This window comes from Rhizobium sp. P2_G2 (assembly GCF_056403555.1).
Genome location: NZ_JBFUFF010000016.1, coordinates 29535 through 47504, shown reverse-complemented (window position 1 = coordinate 47504; position 17970 = coordinate 29535). Strand labels below are relative to the sequence as shown.

The 17970-nt window shown below is 60.9% G+C and carries 17 protein-coding genes; 7 read left to right on the top strand and 10 right to left on the bottom strand.

From position 1 onward, the window contains the following. Positions 1-78: 78 nt before the first annotated feature. Both AC1D06_RS14700 and AC1D06_RS14695 read right to left on the bottom strand, forming a co-directional pair. The gene (locus AC1D06_RS14700) at positions 79-1098 is read right to left on the bottom strand and encodes an NAD(P)H-dependent flavin oxidoreductase (RefSeq protein ID WP_477878171.1); all 1020 of its coding nucleotides are present in this window, start codon (positions 1096-1098) and stop codon (positions 79-81) included. Between the two features lie 312 nt (positions 1099-1410). Continuing rightward, positions 1411-2631 carry an adenylate/guanylate cyclase domain-containing protein gene (locus AC1D06_RS14695; RefSeq protein ID WP_477986819.1) on the bottom strand — a complete coding sequence of 407 codons (1221 nt, stop codon included), beginning with the start codon at positions 2629-2631 and terminating at the stop codon, positions 1411-1413. Between the two features lie 356 nt (positions 2632-2987). Between AC1D06_RS14695 and AC1D06_RS14690 the strand changes: the two genes are divergently transcribed. Then, the gene (locus tag AC1D06_RS14690; RefSeq protein WP_477878168.1) at positions 2988-4157 is read left to right on the top strand and encodes a calcium-binding protein; all 1170 of its coding nucleotides are present in this window, start codon (positions 2988-2990) and stop codon (positions 4155-4157) included. A 177-nt stretch (positions 4158-4334) separates the two neighbouring features. Here AC1D06_RS14690 and AC1D06_RS14685 read toward each other — a convergent pair whose 3' ends face one another. Beyond that, on the bottom strand, positions 4335-4874 hold the full coding sequence (locus AC1D06_RS14685; RefSeq protein ID WP_477878167.1) for a P-loop NTPase family protein: 540 nt from the start codon (positions 4872-4874) through the stop codon (positions 4335-4337). A 200-nt stretch (positions 4875-5074) separates the two neighbouring features. On the opposite strand from AC1D06_RS14685, the gene plsY reads away from it, so the two are divergent. Next, positions 5075-5755, top strand: a complete 681-nt coding sequence (gene plsY, locus AC1D06_RS14680) for a glycerol-3-phosphate 1-O-acyltransferase PlsY (protein WP_477986817.1) — start codon at positions 5075-5077, stop codon at positions 5753-5755. Between the two features lie 321 nt (positions 5756-6076). Continuing rightward, positions 6077-7630, top strand: a complete 1554-nt coding sequence (locus tag AC1D06_RS14675; protein WP_477986816.1) for a methionine--tRNA ligase — start codon at positions 6077-6079, stop codon at positions 7628-7630. 203 nt (positions 7631-7833) lie between these two features. Here AC1D06_RS14675 and AC1D06_RS14670 read toward each other — a convergent pair whose 3' ends face one another. Genes AC1D06_RS14670 through AC1D06_RS14660 form a run of 3 tightly spaced genes read right to left on the bottom strand, consistent with a single transcriptional unit; the run spans position 7834 to position 9954 of the window. Continuing rightward, entirely contained in the window at positions 7834-8469 is a 636-nt protein-coding gene (locus AC1D06_RS14670) for an HD domain-containing protein (protein WP_477986775.1), read from the bottom strand. Between the two features lie 28 nt (positions 8470-8497). Next, complete coding sequence (locus tag AC1D06_RS14665; RefSeq protein WP_477986774.1) at positions 8498-8869, bottom strand: Rieske (2Fe-2S) protein; 372 nt, start codon at positions 8867-8869, stop codon at positions 8498-8500. Next, on the bottom strand, positions 8869-9954 hold the full coding sequence (locus AC1D06_RS14660) for an amidohydrolase family protein (protein WP_477986773.1): 1086 nt from the start codon (positions 9952-9954) through the stop codon (positions 8869-8871). The genes AC1D06_RS14665 and AC1D06_RS14660 overlap by 1 nt, the downstream gene beginning before the upstream one ends. Positions 9955-10126: 172 nt before the next feature. On the opposite strand from AC1D06_RS14660, the gene AC1D06_RS14655 reads away from it, so the two are divergent. Further along, positions 10127-10978, top strand: coding sequence for a LysR family transcriptional regulator (locus AC1D06_RS14655; protein ID WP_477986772.1), 852 nt, complete (start codon positions 10127-10129; stop codon positions 10976-10978). 8 nt (positions 10979-10986) lie between these two features. Here the strand turns inward: AC1D06_RS14655 and AC1D06_RS14650 are convergent, their stop codons facing one another. The 3 genes from AC1D06_RS14650 to AC1D06_RS14640 all read right to left on the bottom strand — a co-directional run bounded on the left by AC1D06_RS14650 (position 10987) and on the right by AC1D06_RS14640 (position 14923). Continuing rightward, the gene (locus AC1D06_RS14650; protein WP_477986771.1) at positions 10987-12051 is read right to left on the bottom strand and encodes an FAD-binding oxidoreductase; all 1065 of its coding nucleotides are present in this window, start codon (positions 12049-12051) and stop codon (positions 10987-10989) included. Between the two features lie 192 nt (positions 12052-12243). After that, positions 12244-13185, bottom strand: a complete 942-nt coding sequence (locus AC1D06_RS14645) for a choline ABC transporter substrate-binding protein (RefSeq protein ID WP_477986770.1) — start codon at positions 13183-13185, stop codon at positions 12244-12246. A 67-nt stretch (positions 13186-13252) separates the two neighbouring features. Next, positions 13253-14923, bottom strand: coding sequence for a choline dehydrogenase (locus tag AC1D06_RS14640; protein ID WP_477878160.1), 1671 nt, complete (start codon positions 14921-14923; stop codon positions 13253-13255). A 191-nt stretch (positions 14924-15114) separates the two neighbouring features. On the opposite strand from AC1D06_RS14640, the gene AC1D06_RS14635 reads away from it, so the two are divergent. Together AC1D06_RS14635 and AC1D06_RS14630 are read left to right on the top strand one after the other, a co-directional pair. After that, positions 15115-15714, top strand: a complete 600-nt coding sequence (locus AC1D06_RS14635) for a TetR/AcrR family transcriptional regulator (RefSeq protein ID WP_477986769.1) — start codon at positions 15115-15117, stop codon at positions 15712-15714. Positions 15715-15838: 124 nt separating this feature from the next. Further along, positions 15839-16567 (top strand): SDR family oxidoreductase, encoded by a 729-nt coding sequence (locus AC1D06_RS14630; RefSeq protein WP_477986768.1) that lies wholly within the window; start codon positions 15839-15841, stop codon positions 16565-16567. 42 nt (positions 16568-16609) lie between these two features. On the opposite strand, the gene AC1D06_RS14625 is transcribed toward AC1D06_RS14630, so the two are convergent. Then, entirely contained in the window at positions 16610-17038 is a 429-nt protein-coding gene (locus AC1D06_RS14625; protein WP_477878157.1) for a cupin domain-containing protein, read from the bottom strand. Between the two features lie 35 nt (positions 17039-17073). On the opposite strand from AC1D06_RS14625, the gene AC1D06_RS14620 reads away from it, so the two are divergent. After that, the gene (locus AC1D06_RS14620) at positions 17074-17922 is read left to right on the top strand and encodes an AraC family transcriptional regulator (RefSeq protein ID WP_477986767.1); all 849 of its coding nucleotides are present in this window, start codon (positions 17074-17076) and stop codon (positions 17920-17922) included. Positions 17923-17970: the final 48 nt, after the last annotated feature.

Sequence of the window (17970 nt, the reverse complement as noted above, 5' to 3'; positions counted from 1 at the left end):
CACATAGCAAGGCGCCAAAACCACCACAGGTGTTGCCAATCGCGGCGTGGCCGGGTTCGATAGGCCTGGCCTCGCGCACTATCCCAGCGAATGCAAGCGGGTGAGCACGCGTCCAGCTTCGTCGATCATGTCGCGCACAACGTCACCCGCCGGACGAATCTCCTTGATCGCACCGCCGACCTGGCCGGCATAGAGCGCCAACGCTTCCATGTCTCCCGTCATGTTCTTGAGCGGTGAATACGTGCTGTAGCGGTAGACAGGCTCACCCTGATCCTCCGCGATCGCCTCAAGCGTAAAATCGTCAGGCCCATGCCCGAGAAGATTGCCGGCGTACTCTTTGGTGACGCTGTTTTCGATCGTCCTGACGGGCGACTGCGGCGGCCAGCCAATCGCGAAGACATCGGAATAGATCGCATCCTCCGAACTGGCATCGATCACACGCTGCTTGTGATAGTCATGTGCATAGGATTCGTGGGTCGCCAGAAACGCGGTTCCGCAGTGAATTCCCTCGGCACCCAGGGCAAGCGCCGCGACGAGGCTGGCACCCGACCCGAAACCGCCGGCCCCCGCGACAGGCACGGAGACGGCGGCGGTCACTTGCGGAAGCAGCACCATGGAGGTCACCTTGCCGCGCACATGCCCGCCGGCTTCGAACCCCTGGCAAATGATCGCGTCAGCACCCGCTCGTTCGGCCGCGATCGCATCGGCGACGCTCCCGACCTGATAGAGAACCAGGCTCCCCGCCTTATGGGCGCGCTCGATCATGTCCGGTCGCACATCCCAGAAAAACACCATGGCTTTGACTTGCGCGGAGAAGCAGACGTCGAGTTGCTCTTCAAGAAGATGCGGGTCGGTGACGGAAGGAACAATGTTGACGCCGAAAGGCCGATTGGTTCTGGTTCTGACCGAGTCGATCTCGCGATGGATCAGGTCCGGCTTCTCCTTCACCATGCCGATGCAGCCAAAAGCGCCGGCGGCGCTGACGGCAGCACAAAGCTCGGAGCGACCCGGGCCGCCCATACCGGACTGGATGATCGGATAATCACAACCGAGCAAATCTGTCAGACGCGTACGCAATCCTGAAGAGGAATTGGTCATCGGGAACCTCCGCCGAAAGCCTGCTGCACCATAAGACGCATCAAAACGGAGAAAGGCAATGATCTTGGTTGGCCAATGTCCGCAATGGCCAATAGCGGTCAGGTCGCCCGCGTCGCTTGGCGCCATTTGCAGACATGGCTGAGTAGCGCCGCCCTTACATGATGGCGTCGTGCACCGGTGTCCCAAGTGTCAAAGTAAGCCTCGCACAAATGGCGGTCATCCAAGCTGTCCAAAGATCGGGCTCGACATTGCCTCCGAAGAGAAGGCCGCCTGGTTCGATCGATGCCCGGATATGCCTGGCCGCAGAGATGTTCAGTGCAGGGACCAGGGCACGGACGTCCCGGCCAGTGCGCTTTTCAAGCGCTCGTTTGCCTCCACGCCGGCCGTGTCCGCCGCATATTCCGGCTTCAAGCGCTCAAGGAAATACATCGTCATTTTGCCCCTGTTTTTCACCTCAAGGGCACCCCGGGCTGTGCATTCAAAATACGGTTTCACCTGTTGATACGTGCTTTCGGACATGTTGACATGGTCGGCTTCGTCGGTGCTCTCCATCCGCGATGCAATATTCACCGCGTCGCCCCAGACATCGTAGGTGAACTTCTTCTTTCCCACGACGCCGGACATCACGCTGCCGCTGTGCAGGCCGACGCGCAGGTGCCAGGGCCGCTCGCCGGCGGCGACCCAGCGCTTGTTCGAGCCCATCACGAAGCGCCTGATCTCAAGCGCGGCGAGGCAGCTGCCGACAGCGTGGTGCTTCTGGCCCTGCGTCAGACCGCCGATGCACATATAGGAATCGCCGATGGTCTTCAGTTTCTCCAGCCCATGCCGCGCGACAATGTTGTCGAACTCCGAAAAGTACATATCGAGGTCGTCGACCAATTCCCGCGGGGAGAGTTCGGCGGCGGATGTGGTGAAGTCGACGAAATCGGTGAACAGGATCGTCGCGGACGGATGGTGGCGTGGTTCGACCGAACCCTTCTCGGTCAATTCCGCGGCGATGTTGCGGGGCAGGATGTTGAGGAGGAGGTCATCAGAGCGCTGCTTCTCGGCCGCCAGATCCTGCTGCGACCGCACAAGCTCGGCGATCTTCAGGCGCAGTTCGAGCTGGGCGGTGGTCTGGCGCGCGATGCGCCGGATGCCTTCGGCGGCCTCGAAGCCGAGTTCGCGCGGCGTGACATCCATGATGCAAAGCGTTCCCAGCGCGCGGCCGCCCGAGTCTATCAGCGGCATGCCGGCATAAAAGCGGATGAAAGGTTCGGTTGCGATGAACGGCATCCAGCTGAAGCGATTGTCTGCGATGGTGTCGGGCACCACCAAGAGGTCGCTGCGGCAGACCGCATGGCTGCAGCAGACGCCGGCGCGAGGGACTTCCGCCAAATCGGGAGGAACACCGTGACGGGATTTCAGCCATATCTTGGTGTCGCCGACGATGTTGACGATCGCAATCGGTACATTGGCAATCGAGGCGGCGAGATCGGTCAGATCGTCGAATCCGGCTTCAGGGTCTGTGCCGTAGACGTTATATGCGCGCACCGCGGCCAAGCGTTCAACTTCGTTGTCGGGTACGGGAAAGTCTATGCCGGCACTCCCATCGCACAAAGGTCCAAAGCGCCCGACGGCTCAGATCGGTCCCGCTCCTGCCTCTCACAACATGAGGCCTGATGTCGGCCTCACCTGCGCAAGCAGCCCACCGTTCCTCGGGAGTCTTCCGCCTCTAGAAAGATACTCCAACTTTGCCGGTTGAGCAACGCCGCGGCAGAGGATGCGGGATATCCGGAAGCCGGGCCTTCTGAAACAATTGAAACAAAGAAGGCAGCGAGGGGAAGTTTCGGCGAAACAGTCGATGAATAGAGGTTCGTCCACAGCAGGCTCATACACGGAGAACAGACGTGGCCACCGAATATCTCGACTACTCGGACCTTCCGATGACCACCGCAACCGCCAATACGACCTATGTGCTTGATGACGCTTCGAACAGATATATTAACAGCGGCTACATGTTCGACCTCGACGCAACGGAGGGCCTGACGTTTGAGTTGGGCGGCGCTCTTTATTCGGAGGATTCGATATTCCGCTATGGTCAACAGGGGCAGCCGGCCCCTGCGATTCAGGTCCATATCGGCGCAACAGGCTTTATGCGCGGCGGGTCCGCCGGGTTCATGATCGCCGGTGACGGGAGCCTGTTCCACAACGACGGCATGGTCGCGGCCGGTGAGGGTCAAGCGGTGGAAATGGATGGAGACCACATCACCCTCGAGAATACGGGTGTCCTGACCACCATGGGCGGGAATGGCGTCTCCCTGCAAGGCTCCGATCTCAGGCTGGAGAATTCCGGCACGATCAACGGCACGGTACACATGTACAGCGATGCCGGGTCGACATCCACGCTCGTCAACAAGGGGCAGCTCAACAGTTCGAGTTCAGCGATATCGAGCGGCCAGGGCGATGACAGCGTCATCAATTTCGGGCAGATCCGGTCGAACATCAACATGGGACTGGGCGAAGATCGCTTCATCGACAAAGGAGGCCATGTCAGCGGCGCGATACAGGGCGGCGGCGATGACGATCTCTACGTGATCAAATCCGCGGACTATGATCTCCGGGAGTCGGCTGGCGGCGGCTTCGACACGGTCAAGACATTCGTCTCCTGGACCCTCGATCAGGAGTTCGAATCGGGCCGGCTGATGGGCAAGGGCAACATCAATCTCACCGGAAACCAAGGCGGCGAATTCCTCTACGGCAATGCCGGCAACAACAAGATCGACGGTGCAAGCGGCGCGGACTGGCTGGACGGCGGCCATGGCCGGGATCGCCTGACGGGTGGCTCGGACGCGGACCATTTCGTTTTCCATGCCGGTGGCGGCAAGGACGTGATCACCGATTTCGAGGACGGCAGCGACCAAATCGTGCTGCAAACCTATAAGGGCATCGACTCCTTCAAGGATATCGCGGTGAAACAGTCCGGCGACGATCTCGTGGTAAAACTGCTGGGCGGCGATGAGATCACGATCCACAACATGCACAAGGCCGACCTGACCGCCGGGGATTTCGCGTTCTGAACCCTGCGCTAAAAGTGACGCGCGACCGATCCAGTCCAAGCCGAGTTTCATCGCTCTGTTCATGGAGCGCTGAACCTCGGCAGCCGCTTCAGCCGCCTGCAATGGCCGCGAGGCTGTATGCTGAAAGGTTTCCGTTTCGCGCCGATTTCCGATGTCGCCAAAGATTTCCGGGGTTCCCTACCGGCGCGCCGGCAAATCCCAATCCCGGTAAAGGTCGTCGAGCGCTTCCGCCGTGCGGCATTCGATCATCGGCAAGCCGGAATCCTCGAGAATCTTTGCATATTCGACGCCGCTGTTGCGGGTCTTCACCAGGATCCAGTGGACCATCTCCCATTTGATGCTGTCCTGGGCGCCTTCGAGATGTCCGGCACGATCCGTGCGATTGATGAGCGTGCGCTTGAGGTAGCGGAAAAACCGCAGCCAATGGTGCGAACTGATCAGGATGGCGCCGGTCGCACGCGCGAAACGCTGCGGCATCAGGCGCGAATAATTGCCCTCCATCACCCATCGCTCACCCAGAATTGCCGCATCATGGAGTGCTGCGAACTCTGCTTCCGGACGCTGCTGCCAATCCGTATGCGGCAGATGGTGAAGCTGATCGAGATGGACGGCCGGAAAACCGAGTTTTTCGGCAAGGGCGACCGCCAGGGTTGACTTGCCGGCATTGGACGGGCCGAGAACGACGATGCGCTCGCCAAGCGCGTGCAAAGGCAGCATGGGACACCGTTCGSTATGTTGAGGTGGTTTCCCTTGGCCGGACTGAGTGGCGTTGTCAACGCTCAATGATGGGAAGCCGTTGGAGTTCTCCGTCAGAGCGAGCAATTTGCGGTAAAGCAGAGGCGCTTGACTTTGAAAAAGCTTGGGTGCGTCTGGCAGAGTGCAAGGTCGATGACGGTCCGTGGGGAAAAGTAAGCGCGATGATGTTTTGGATAGCAAGTGCGGTTGGACTGCTGATTGCCTATCTCCTCGGCTCCACGCCGACCGGCTACCTGGCCGGCAAGCTGCTTGGCGGCATCGATATCCGTGAGCACGGCTCCAAATCGACCGGGGCGACCAACGTGCTGCGCATTCTGGGCAAATGGCCTGCACTTTTCGTGCTGCTTGTCGATGTGTCGAAAGGTGCGGCGGCGATCGTCTTTGCGCGCTGGTATTTTCCCTGGCTCTCTGCACAGCCCGCGTTCACGCCGCCGCAGAATCTCGATCTGCAAAACCTGGTGCCTTGGACGGTCTGCTTGTCTGGGCTGGCGGTGTTGCTGGGGCATGGTCGTTCGATCTGGCTGAAGTTCACAGGCGGGAAATCCGCAGCCACGGGACTCGGCGTCCTATTGGCCATGTCGCCGCCCCTCGGGTTGGGCGCCGCGGTGGTCTGGGGCGTTATGCTGGCAGTTTTCCGCATCGTCTCGCTTGGCTCGATTCTCGCGGCCTTGACTGCGGTCGCCTTGGTCTTCGGCCTCGATCACCCGCCGGCCTATCGGTTGCTGGTGGTTGTCGGCGCCCTGTACGTCATCGTACGCCATCGCGCCAACATTCAGCGGCTGCTGGCTGGGGCGGAACCGCGGCTGGGACAGAGCGGTCCGGGATCGCGGTTGAGCCAATAATTCCAGGCGACCGTTGACTTCGGGCCAATGAACAACAAGCGAGAATGTCCTGTTCGCGCCGAAAGCGACCAAGATCTTGCGGCAGCCCTGCACCGAGAGCCGGACAGAAACCTGTTTGAAAAGGCGCGCTTGATCGAAGCGAACTTGGGTGCTACCAAAAGTCATGGACAGGAACCTGATCAACACCTCCGTGATGATGATGCCGCGCAGATAGCGTGGCGGGTTTCGTGCATCCATACTGCACCAAGCGACCGCCCTCGAGGCGGTCTTTTCATGGGTCGATCCGCCTCGTGGGCACTTTGCCTTCGAAAGGAGAAGCCGATGAGCAAGTCAGACATCTACATCACGACCTCGATCCCCTACGTCAATGCGCGGCCCCATGTGGGATTCGCGCTCGAGCTTGTCCAGGCGGACGCCTATGCGCGTCACTTCCGTCTTCTCGGGCATGGCGTCCGGTTCCAGTGTGGAACCGATGACAACAGCCTGAAGAATGTCAGGTCGGCGGACGCGGCTAGCCTGCCTGTCAGAGATTTCGTCAATGCCAATGCGGACAGGTTCGAACGGCTTGGCGACGAGCTCGATATCTCCAACGACGCGTTCGTGCGTACCTCGCGCGATCCGAGGCACGTGCCCAGCGTCCACGCATTGTGGCAGGCATGCGCCGCAAACGGTGACCTCTATCGCAAGGCTTACGAGGGGCTCTATTGCGTCGGCTGCGAGCAGTTCTACGAGCCATCGGAGCTCGATCATGGGCGATGCCCGGAGCATGGAGCGGCTCTCGAAAGCGTGAAAGAGGAGAACTGGTTTTTCCGGTTGTCGCGTTACGGCGAGCGGATATGTGCGCTGGTGGAGACAGGCGAGCTTCGGATCGTTCCGGCGCATCGGCGCAACGAAATACTCGCCTTTCTGAGGCGCGGATTGTCGGATATCAGCGTGTCACGCAGCGCCGAGCGCGCCCGCGGCTGGAGTGTTCCCGTGCCGGACGGAGAAGACGTCGTTTATGTCTGGTTCGACGCCCTCGCCAACTATCTGACGGGGCTGGGCTATGCCACGGATGATCAGCTCTTCCGGCGTTGCTGGCAGGGGGAGGGCGAGCGCATTCATGTGGTCGGGAAAGGCATTTCAAAGTTCCACGCCATTTACTGGCCAGCCATTCTGCTCTCGGCAGGCCTGCCTCTTCCGACGTCGATCCTCGTGCATGGCTATGTCACGGTGGACGGGAAGAAAATCGGCAAATCATCGGGCAATGGCATCGATCCAGACCGCATCATACAAGCCTACAAGACGCCGGATGCGCTCCGCTACTACCTGCTCCGCCACATCCGCTCCGGAGACGATGGCGATTTTTCGGAAGCGCGTCTCGACGCCGCATGGTCAGGAGAACTCGGGGGACAGCTCGGCAACCTTGCCAACCGGGTGCTCGTCTTGCTCTCGACGACCCTTGGAGGGAGCGTTCCGCAACTGCCGGACAGCGCGTTTGTCCGCGAGGCGGCAGAACTTCCTGCAAAAGTGGCGAAAGCCTTCGAGACCTTTGAGCTTCATGTCGGCCTCTCCGACATTTTCGCGTTCGTCGGTCACGCCAACAGACAATTTGCGCGGCTTACACCCTGGCTGGATGCCGCGGCGCTGCTTGGCGATCTGCCATCCGCAGATCGGCAAGCGACCGCCGATCGTCTCGGATCAACGCTTTCCGAACAGGTCTTCGGCCTGGCGACCGTCGCGCGTTGTCTGCTTCCCTTCCTGCCGAGGTCAGCCGCTGAACTGCACGAGAAACTTGGAATTCCGTTGCCGGAGCTCTACCGGGAGCCGCTGATTGTGGACGGGGCAAAAACGGCACCCGAGGCGGTTTTGTTTCCGCGAAGAGTGTCCGCCTGAGAAGCATGGAACGTGGCCGGTGTGACGTGGTTCATCTTCGCGACCAAGAGCGGCCGAGAACCCGGCAGCTTCGCGCCATCAAAGGTGGTCATGCCTGAACGCAGTCAAGTCTGCTATCCGGCGTGGAACGCCCACGAAGCCTGCCCCAGGGGTGGGGCAAGCAAGCGCCGCGTGAAGGAAGACCGGGCGGAAAGATGGTTTCGTCAAGCCATGTTGACGGGTGATCTCCGGGCCGCGGCAACCGAGGCGTCGGAGAGCGCCTGCCTTTGCCCGGTCCGCACGACGTCCGGATCATAGCTTTTGCGCGCAAACACCTCGCGCACCATCGGTGCGAAGAAGTCCAGTGGCCGTGTCGTGAAGGTGGGGTCGAAACTGGATTGGTCCCATTTCTCGCAGAATGTCGCGCAGTCGTCGAAATACTGGCTGTCCTGATAGCTGTCGCGCTTGTTCGGATTGGCTCCGACATGCGCGCCATAATAGAGGAGCTGGAAGTCGCCATGCTTTTCGACCACCCAGGAACATTGTTCGCGCACGAACGGACGCAGGATGGCGGCAGCATATTCGTCGTGATTGTACGGGGCGTAGATATCGCCGATGTCGTGCAGCAGCGCGCAAACGATCCAATCCACGTCGGCGCCGTCGTTCCAGGCGCGCGTTGCCGCCTGAAGCGAATGGCCGAGGCGGGTGATCTTGTAGCCCGAGAGCGACGTGTCGAGTTCGACCATGGCGTCCAGCAGCCGGTCGGCCGTGCCCGCGGCATATTCGACCTCGTGGGTGGTGAGGAAGGCATAGTCCTCGGCGTCACCGTCCTTCATCTGGGTAAATTTGACAGTTTGCATTCAACTTCTCCGTTGATCGGGGCTCGCGTCAGCGCGCGAGCTCGACATAGATTTCATCGTGTTCGACATGGACGGGAAAGGTCCGCGCCTTGAGCTTGCCGTCGACGAGGCAGGTGCCCGATTTGATGTCGAACTCCCATCCATGCCAGGCGCAGCGGACGATCTGTCCGGGGCGATCGTAGACGAACTCGGTCCGGTCGGTTTCGCGCGCCGTTCCGCAGACCGGCCCCTCGCACAACTGGCCGGCCCGGTGGGGACAGACGTTGAGCATCGCGGCGTAGCCGTCCTCGAGCTCGAAAATGCCGATGCTCATCGGGCCGACCTTGACGATCTTGGGGTTGGAGGGACCGACCTCTCCTATCTTGCAGGCGAATGCCCGTTTGCTGGTGTCGACCGACATCACGCGGCCCTCCCGATGGAGGCCGGAGCCTTGATGCGCTTGTACACTTCAAGTGCGTTCAGGCCGAGGACCTTCTCGCGCCAAGCCGGCGGAATGTGGAGGTTCGTCGGGGCGTCGAAATCCCAATGCGGATAGTCCGAGGCGAAGAGCAACGTGTTCTGGCCGTCCATCTGCTCGAGCGTTTCCCACAGGTGTTTGACGTTGGCGGGCTGCTCGAGCGGCTGGGTGCTGAAGCGGATGTTCCTGCGGCAATATTCTGAGGGAAGCATTTTCAGCCAGGGCGTCTCCTTACGGAGTGCCTTGAAGTTGGCATCGAGCCGCCACATGAGCGACGGCACCCAACAGACCCCGCATTCGATCACGACCATGTAGAGGTCGGGATATTTTTCAAACACGCCGTGCGAAATCATGCTGGCGACATGGGTCATTGCGGGCTGGCTCAGCAGCGCATGCGTCTCCCAATAAAAGGTGGTGAAGCCGCTAGCGACGGCGTTGTAATTGACGCCGCCCTGGCCGCCGAGATGAATGGCGAAGGGCAGACCGACCTCGGCACAGGCCTCGAAGATCGGATGGTAGAATGGATCGCCATAGGGCCGCTGGGAGCCATGGCTCGCAAGCACCTGGACGATATCGGGATGGTGGCCGAGCCTGCGGATTTCGGCGGCGGCGCCATGCGGATCGGTGGGCGAGATGACGATCGATCCCTTGAACCGGCTGTCCTTGGGGAGCCACCAGTCGATCATGTAATCGTTATAGGCTTTCACCAAGGCGTTTGCATAATAGGGATTGGCGAGCGTCGAGGCTTCGAGCGGTTCGTCGGACGTCAGGATCGCGACGTCGATGCCGTAGTGATCGAGGTGCTTCTGCTTCATGACGAGATAGTTGTCCTCCTCGGTCTCCGGCTTGATGTCGTGGCGCGAGAAGCCTTCGGGATGCAGGAAGGGACGATGGCCGTGCGGGAAGCTGCCGGTGGGGCCGGGTTTCTCGCCGCGGACGAGGAAGTCCTTCCAATAGGGCTCCAGGTAGGGGAGGAGAACCTCGGCGGTTGACCAGTAATTGTGAACGTCTGTGTCGACTATGAACATCGAATGCCATCCTCCTCGGGATCATGCAAGAATACGGGAGAAGAATGCACGGTCCGTCCCGCTCCGGCTACGCGACGGACGACCCGACATTGATCGAAAAACCCGATGACGGATTGCGGAGAATGAACCCTCAGGACAAGGTGGCGACTGAGACCAACAAGCGACGACGACCATGCAGATCGAACTTCTCGATACCTTTCTCGACCTCATCGAAACCCGCAGCTTCAACAAGACGGCGGAGCGGCTGGGCATTACCCAATCCACGGTGTCGAGCCGCATTCGGGCGCTCGAGGGCCTTCTGGAAAAGCAATTGTTCGTCCGCAACAAGAGCGGCACCGAGCCGACCGCGGCGGGCATCCGGTTCGAAGCCCATGCCAGGGCGGTGAAGCTCAGATGGCTCGACGCGCGGCGGGAAATCCAGGCTGTGGGGAAATTCGATCGCCTGATCCGGATTGGCGTCCATGTCGAGATATACGAGGACCTGCTGACCAAATGGCTGGACTGGGCGCGCACGGCAATGCCGAAACTGGCGATCTATGTCGAGATCGATTATTCCAACCAGATGATCCTGGACCTGACGACCGGGAGCCTCGACCTCGCGGTGCTCTATTCCCCGCAGCACTTTCCCGACATGCATTACGAGCAGGTGGCGGAGGAACGCTTCCTGATGGTGAGCACGCGGCGGATCGCACTCGCCGACGTCAGGTCTTCGGACTATATCCGGGCGAACTATTCCGCTGCCTTCGACCAAGCCCACAAGCAGATGCTGCCGGAACTGGATGCGAGCCCAATTTCGACAGGCCATGGGGGCGCGATCAGTTCCCTTCTCAGAACCCGCGGGGGAACTGCCTTCGTCACGGCGTCAATCGCGCAAAAGCTCAAGCAGGAAGGGGTCGTGGAGGTCGTGGAGGACGCGCCGATCATCTCGCATCCGATCTACTCTGCTGTGCATGTGCGGAACCGTCATTCGCACACGCATCTTCGGCTGCTCAAGGCGCTCAAAAGTCTGACGGCCTCGCAATAGGTGCCGCTTCAGGCCTCCACCGTCACCGGACCCAAGGGCCTGCTGCAGCAGGCGAGCGCATAGCCTTCCGCCGTCTCGTCATCCGAAATTCCGCCCAGGTGGTTCATGCTGACCTGGCCCTCAGTTATCTTGATCCGGCAACTGCCGCAAACACCCTGCTGACAGGAACTGTTGATCCATACCCCGGCATTCAGCGCCGCCTCGAGAACGGTCTCGCCCGGCTGGCACTGTCCCGTCATCCCCGAAAGCGAAAAGCTGACCGCGCCGCCCTCATCGCCCTTGTCCTCGATCACCACCTTTTCGCCAAAACTCTCTTCATGAACTGCAATGACGCCGAGTTCCGGGGCAATGGCTCGAGCGGCCTTCATGAAGCCTTCCGGACCGCACATGAAGATTTCACGCTGGTCGAGGTCGGAGACCAACGCGCGCATGAGCGAAGCGCTGATTTCGCCCCTGGCTCCGGTGAAACCAGCGTCATTGCAATCATCAGCGACCACCAGATGCACCGCCACATTGGCAAAGCGCCTGGCGACGAATTCCAACTGATCCCGGAAAATGATGTCTTTCGGGGTACGGGCGAAATGGACGAAGGCCACGTCGGCATCGTCAGCTGTGTCCATGATGAACTGCAGCATCGACATGACGGGCGTGATGCCCGAGCCGCCGGAGAGGAACAGCGGCTTGCGGGCCGGAATGTCCAGGGCGTTGAAGCGTCCGCCGATATCGAGGATGTCGATCTCCATGCCGGGGCGGACAGTGTCGTTGAGCCAATTCGATACCGTACCACCGGGGGCACGTTTGACGGTGATGGAGACATTGTGCGGCCGGGTCGGCGTCGAGGAGAGAGAATAGGCGCGGGGATAGGTCTTCCCGTCGATCTGGAACTTGAATGTGGCGTACTGGCCGGGCTTGAAATCGAAGCCCCGGTTCCTGCTGTCCTCGAAAACGAACGTCTTCGTATCATGCGTCTCGGCGATGACCGTCTTGCAGACCAGCGTCGCCGAGCCTCCACGATGGAAGGGCTGCCGGTTGGCGGTCGGGAGGTCGTATCGAAAAGGGGACTTGGTGAGCATCGTGGGTTCTCCTGCCGAGGCTCCATCCATAGCAAAACCCGCCGGACCAGGTGATCCCGTTGCATCGGCCTGATAGATCGGAAATCCCGATCAGAAGAGTGCGAGGCGACGCGCTTGGGTCTGCGCCTTCGCGGTCACAGCGAAGGAACTGGCGCTCACCAAATCTCCGAGCGCCAGTTCCCATGTTCGACATCAGCCCTTCACGGCGCTCTCGACGGGGTCAAGTGCGGGTTTGCCGTCGAATGTCGTCACGCCGTCGAGCCATGGTTTGACGACATCCGGATGCGCCTTGAGCCAGGCCGCGGCGGCTTTCCTCGGCTCTGCGTCGTGGTTGAGGATGGCGTCCATGATCTCGTTTTCCATCGTGAGTGTGAATTTCAGGTTCTGCAGGAAACGGGTCGCATTCGGGCATTGTGTGACGAAGTCGGAGCGGATGTTGGTGTAAACAGTCGCGCCACCGTAATTCGGGCCGAAAGTGGCGTCCCCGCCTGAGAGGTATGACATCTTATATTTCGTGTTCATCGGATGCGGTTCCCATCCGAGGAACACGATCCATCCATCCTGCCTGATCTCGCGGTCGACCTGCGTCAGCATGGCCTGTTCGGAGGATTCGATCAGTCTCCATCCCTTCAGGCCGAACTGGTTTTTGTCGATCATCGCCTGGATCATGTTGTTGCCCGTGCTTCCGGGCTCGATGCCGTAAATCTTCCGGTCGAATTTGTCGGCGAATTTCTGCAGGTCGGCAAAATCCTTGACGCCGGCATCGAACGCAGCCTTCGGCACCGCAAGCGTGTATTTCGCGCCTTCGAGATTGGGGCCGACCACGGTGATCGACTTGTCCTCGATATAGGGCTTGCGGTCCTGCACCATGGCAGGCTCCCAGTCACCGAGATAGACGTCGATGCCCTTGCGCTTGAGGCTTGCATAGGTCACCGGGATGGAGAGCATGATGCTGCGCGGCTCGTATCCCAGCGCCCCGAGTATGATCGACGAGATCGACGTCGTCGACGTGATGTCCGTCCAGCCGACGTCCGAAAAGCGGACCTGTTTGCAGCTTGCGGGCTCGGCAGCCTGAGCAAGCGATGGTGCAATGGAAAGCAGGCTTACGCCCGCGGCGAGGAGATATTTCAGCATTTCGGTTCCCTTTTTGTTGAGCTTGGCATGCGCAGCGATGGGAAGCCGGGTCCGAGACCTCGCGGTCTCAGGCGACGTGCTTCTCGTCGAAGAAGAAGCGCGGACGTTCCGGTTTGAGGGCCGGAATCCCGCTTATGCTGTCGGCGGCCTTTTCGGCCATCATGATCACGGTGGCGTTGAGGTTCGAGCTGATCACGTTCGGCATGACCGAGGCGTCGACGACCCGAAGTCCGTCCACGCCCCTGACCTTGAGATCAGTGTCGACCACGGCGAGATCGTCTGTGCCCATCCGGCAAGAGCAGCTCGGATGGAACTCCGTCTCGCTCAAGCTCTGGACGAAGCGCAGGATGTCCTCCCGGGTCTCCGCGGACGGGCCGGGAACCAGTTCCTTGCCCAGGAATTCACGCAGCGCCGGTTGGTTGACGATATGGCGCGCCATCAAGACACCGTCGACGAGCTCTCGCTTGTCCTTCTCCGTCCGCAGGAAATTGAAGACGATGCGTGGTGGCCTCGACGGATCGGCGCTCGCCAGTTCGATGTGACCGCGGGCGTCCTGCCTGAGCTGGCTCACATGCATCTGGAAACCCTGCTCGAGCCGGATGGCATTGCCGACATAGCGCATTGCCACGGGGGCGAAATGGTATTGGATGTTCGGAGCCGGCAGGCCACTCTCGGTCCGCACGAGCCCGCCAGCCTCCCAGATGTTTGACGCGACCGGGCCGCTTCTGTTGAGCAGCCAGCGCGCGCCGACGAAGGCCTTGATCAACGGATTGGCGAGGTGCTTCAGCGTGACCGCCTTGGGGCAACTCCATTGCATCACCAGATCGATATGGTCCTGGAGGTTCTGCCCGACACCCGGGACGTCGGCATGGACCTCGATGCCAATGCGCCGAAGCGATTGAGCCGGACCGATCCCGGACAACATCAGCAATTGCGGCGAGTTGATCGCTCCCCCGCTCAGCACGATCTCGCGGTCCGCACGAACGATGTACTGCCCGCCGCCGTGACGGACGATGATCGATCGCGCGCGCCCGGCTTCGATGACAACTTTCTCGACCAGTGCTTCGGTGACGATCGTCAGATTCGGCCGCGCGGCCGCGGGATGGAGGTAAGCGACCGCGGCGGAACAGCGGCGGCCGTTCCATTTCGTGCTGTCGTAATGGCCGAGCCCTTCGGGCTTATAGCCATTGAGGTCGTCGGAAGTGCCGATGCCGGCCTCGTCGCCAGCGGCGACGAAGGCATCGTACAATATGCTCGCCGAGGAGCCCTTGCTGACGCCAAGCGGACCGGAGCCGCCGTGCCAGGGGTTCTCTCCGCGCTGGTTGCGCTCGGCCTTCTTGAAATAGGGGAGACAGTGGGCGTAATCCCAGGCCGGCAGACCGAACTCGCTCGCCCAGCGATCGTAGTCGGATGGGTGCCCTCTCAGATAGACCATGGAGTTGATCGACGAGCTGCCGCCGAGGACCTTGCCGCGCGGCACCGGGATTTCCCGGCCATCCATCTCGCCTTCCGGCGCGCTCGCATAGTTCCAGTTGAGTTTCGGGTCGTTCCAGACTTTGTAGACGCCGGCGGGCATGTGGATGAAAAGGCTGCGGTCGCGGACGCCCGCTTCGAGCACCAGGACCCTGGCATCAGGGTCTGCCGACAGACGATTGGCGATCACGCAACCTGCGGAGCCGGCACCCACGACGATGTAATCGTAGGACTGTTCCAGCGGATGCTTCGACGCGTTCGGCATGTCATCACTCCTCGAAACCGCCCGGCGGCAGGATCGCCATAACAATTGCTATGATGCTAGATAACGATCGTTATCTAATTGCGTAACAAGTGTTATGTGCGTGGTCAACTGGCTGAGCGGATCATTATCGCTTTGCCTGCGGACGCCGGGAAAGTTATTGAGGGATGGAAACGGGGACTTTTGGACAGGTGATGCTGCAGAAGAAGGCGAACGCGAAGCTGCAAGAGGATGATCCGATCAGGCGCATCGTCGATGCCGTCTGCGACGTCATCGCCGACGAAGGCGTCGCCAATGTGAGCATGCGCAAGGTGGCCGAGCGTGCAGGTGCGACCATCGGCCTGATCACGCACCACTTTCCGAGCCGGGCGGCCATGGTGCAGGCCGCCGTCGAATACGCCTGGGACAAATCCAAGAAGGAAATCCGCTGGCCGACGACACTGGACCGCGACGCGATAACCGCGTGCCTCGAGGCGTTCCTGCCCATCGACCCGTCTCGTCGCCGCCAGCTTTCCGTCTGGCTCGCTTTCTGGGCATTGACTCAGACGTCACCGGAACTCCAGGCGATCCACCAGAATATCCACACCTTCATGCGCGACAAGCACGTGAAGTGGATAAAGCTGCTGGGACATTCGCTCAAGGACGCCCGCCGGATCRCCGATGCCTTGCTGGTGCAGTGCGACGGAATTCTGGTCTATGCACTGCTGGACGAGAAATATTGGACGCCGGAGCATCAACGGGCGATCGTCGCCGACGCGGTCGACAAGGTGTTGAACGACGGGCGACCGGCCTAGATATCCGAAGCGGCTATCGCGTCTATCTTGACCGCACAGACATTCATTTCCAACAACCGGGTTGTGCGTCCGGGCGGCAGGACTTACCGTCATGCCCGCGAGCGAAGCATGGGAGGAAATCGAAATGGCGAAGCAGCTGGAAGGCAAGGTCGCGGCCGTTACGGGAGCGGCGTCGGGCATTGGGCTTGCGAGCACCGAGGCGATGCTGGCCGCCGGTGCGCAAGTGGTTATGATCGATCGCGACAAGGCGGCGCTGGACCGGGCTCGCGAGAAGCATGGCCCAGCCATCATCCCGCTGGTGATCGACCTTCTCGACGCTGGGGATTGCGCCACTTTGGCGCCGAAGATACTGGAAGCGGCGGGCCGGCTCGACATTTTCCACGCCAATGCGGGGTCTTATGTCGGCGGTGACCTGGTCGACAACGACACTGCGGCGATGGATAGGATGCTGACCCTCAATGTCAACGTCGTCATGAAGAACGTCCATGACGTGCTTCCGCATATGATCGAGAGAAGGTCCGGCGATATCATCGTCACCAGTTCGCTCGCCGCGCACTACCCGACCCCTTGGGAACCGGTTTATGCGTCATCGAAATGGGCGATCAATTGCTTTGTCCAGACGACGCGGCGTCAGGTGTTCAAGCACGGCATCCGCGTCGGCTCGATCTCACCGGGGCCGGTGATCACCTCGCTGCTGGCGGACTGGCCTGCCGAAAAGCTTCAGGAGGCCAAGGATTCCGGCAGCCTGCTGGAGGCCGCCGAGGTCGCCGAAGTGATCCTGTTCATGCTGACGCGGCCGCGTGGCATGACGATCCGGGACGTCGTGATGATGCCGACCAATTTCGATCTCTAGCCCGAAGCCGCCAGAAGGCCGGCCCATCGGGCCTCCTCGTTCTCAGGCGACCTTGGATTGCGGTGTGACCTCTGGCGCGAAAGCGCCGGGGCCGTCGACATTGACGACCGTCTCGCCTTCACCCACCCGCACGAAGACATAGTGGACGTCGTCTCCGCCTTCGATGATCTGGCAGCGGTGGATGGCGCGGCGGGGGAAATAGGCATAATCGCCTTTGCCGATCTCGAAGGACTTTTCGCCATTCTCGCCGAAGTCGACGCGAATGCGGCCGGAGAGCATATACATGACGCTGTCGAATTCCTGGTGATGATGCCATTGGCTGGGCGCCGCCAGCGCCGTGACATGGCATTGGCCGACCCAGAGGTTCCCGGCCTCGAGCGCCTTGCGGCGGTTTTGTCCTGGTGTGATCGGTCCGTCCACCAGTTGATCCGCCGTCACATATCCGATTTCCTTGAAAAGCCCGGTGCTCATCTTTCCCACCTCGTTTGGAACCGCATCCTTGAAAGATGCAGACAAAAGCCTACACTTGCCGGATGGAAACATCTGGACAATTCCTGTCGCCAACCAGACAGGCCGAGATCCTGCCATTCGAGACGGCCGAGCGGCCGATCGTCGGTTTTGCGCATGACTATCCGTCCGGCCTGGCGACCGGCTTCCACAGCCATCCGCGGGCGCAATTGGTCTATGCGATTTCCGGCGTCATGCGCGTCGAAACCCGTGGCTCGAACTATGTGGTGCCGCCGACGACGGCGCTGCTGCTGCCGGCCGATGTGGAACATGCGGTGCGGATGGACGGACCTGTGGCGATGCGTGAACTCTTCCTGCGGGAGGATGCGACGGAGCGGCTCGGCAGCCGGTCCAGGGTCATCGTCGTGACGCCGCTGCTTCGGGAATTGATCGTCGCCGTCTGTGCGGAGCCGCTGGACTGGAACCCGAATGGGCGCGGCCATCATCTCGCCGAACTGGTGATCAGCGAGATCGAACAATCCACCACCATGCCGCTCGATCTGCCTCTTCCCCGGGATGCCAGGCTCAGACGCGTCGTGACCGTTCTGCGCGATCGGCCCAACGACAATCGCGGCCTGGAGGAATGGACCGAGGTCGGCAATGCGTCGAGCCGGACATTGGTGCGGCTCTTTCGTGCCGAAACCGGCCTCAGCTTTCGCCAATGGCGGCAGCAGGCGCGCCTGACGGAGGCGCTGAGCGCCTTGAGCGTTGGAGCAACACCGTCCAAAGCCGCGGCGATCGCTGGGTTCAACAGTGTGCCTGCCTTTGGCGTGGCATTCCGGGAATTTTTCGGCATGACGCCCGGCCAGGCGCGGTCGTTGGGCGCCGGAGCAGCTGCAAGCCAATAATCCTGTCTGATTGGCGACAACAGTTGGCAAGACCGAACGGACTGATCG

What these genes read in the sequence shown, in the direction of transcription:
- AC1D06_RS14700 (WP_477878171.1), bottom strand. Translation starts at nt 1,098, where the DNA reads ATGACCAATTCCTCTTCAGGATTGCGTACGCGTCTGACAGATTTGCTC.
- AC1D06_RS14685 (WP_477878167.1), bottom strand. Translation starts at nt 4,874, where the DNA reads ATGCTGCCTTTGCACGCGCTTGGCGAGCGCATCGTCGTTCTCGGCCCG.
- plsY (WP_477986817.1), top strand. Translation starts at nt 5,075, where the DNA reads ATGATGTTTTGGATAGCAAGTGCGGTTGGACTGCTGATTGCCTATCTC.
- AC1D06_RS14675 (WP_477986816.1), top strand. Translation starts at nt 6,077, where the DNA reads ATGAGCAAGTCAGACATCTACATCACGACCTCGATCCCCTACGTCAAT.
- AC1D06_RS14670 (WP_477986775.1), bottom strand. Translation starts at nt 8,469, where the DNA reads ATGCAAACTGTCAAATTTACCCAGATGAAGGACGGTGACGCCGAGGAC.
- AC1D06_RS14665 (WP_477986774.1), bottom strand. Translation starts at nt 8,869, where the DNA reads ATGTCGGTCGACACCAGCAAACGGGCATTCGCCTGCAAGATAGGAGAG.
- AC1D06_RS14660 (WP_477986773.1), bottom strand. Translation starts at nt 9,954, where the DNA reads ATGTTCATAGTCGACACAGACGTTCACAATTACTGGTCAACCGCCGAG.
- AC1D06_RS14655 (WP_477986772.1), top strand. Translation starts at nt 10,127, where the DNA reads ATGCAGATCGAACTTCTCGATACCTTTCTCGACCTCATCGAAACCCGC.
- AC1D06_RS14650 (WP_477986771.1), bottom strand. Translation starts at nt 12,051, where the DNA reads ATGCTCACCAAGTCCCCTTTTCGATACGACCTCCCGACCGCCAACCGG.
- AC1D06_RS14645 (WP_477986770.1), bottom strand. Translation starts at nt 13,185, where the DNA reads ATGCTGAAATATCTCCTCGCCGCGGGCGTAAGCCTGCTTTCCATTGCA.
- AC1D06_RS14640 (WP_477878160.1), bottom strand. Translation starts at nt 14,923, where the DNA reads ATGCCGAACGCGTCGAAGCATCCGCTGGAACAGTCCTACGATTACATC.
- AC1D06_RS14630 (WP_477986768.1), top strand. Translation starts at nt 15,839, where the DNA reads ATGGCGAAGCAGCTGGAAGGCAAGGTCGCGGCCGTTACGGGAGCGGCG.
- AC1D06_RS14625 (WP_477878157.1), bottom strand. Translation starts at nt 17,038, where the DNA reads ATGAGCACCGGGCTTTTCAAGGAAATCGGATATGTGACGGCGGATCAA.
- AC1D06_RS14620 (WP_477986767.1), top strand. Translation starts at nt 17,074, where the DNA reads ATGCAGACAAAAGCCTACACTTGCCGGATGGAAACATCTGGACAATTC.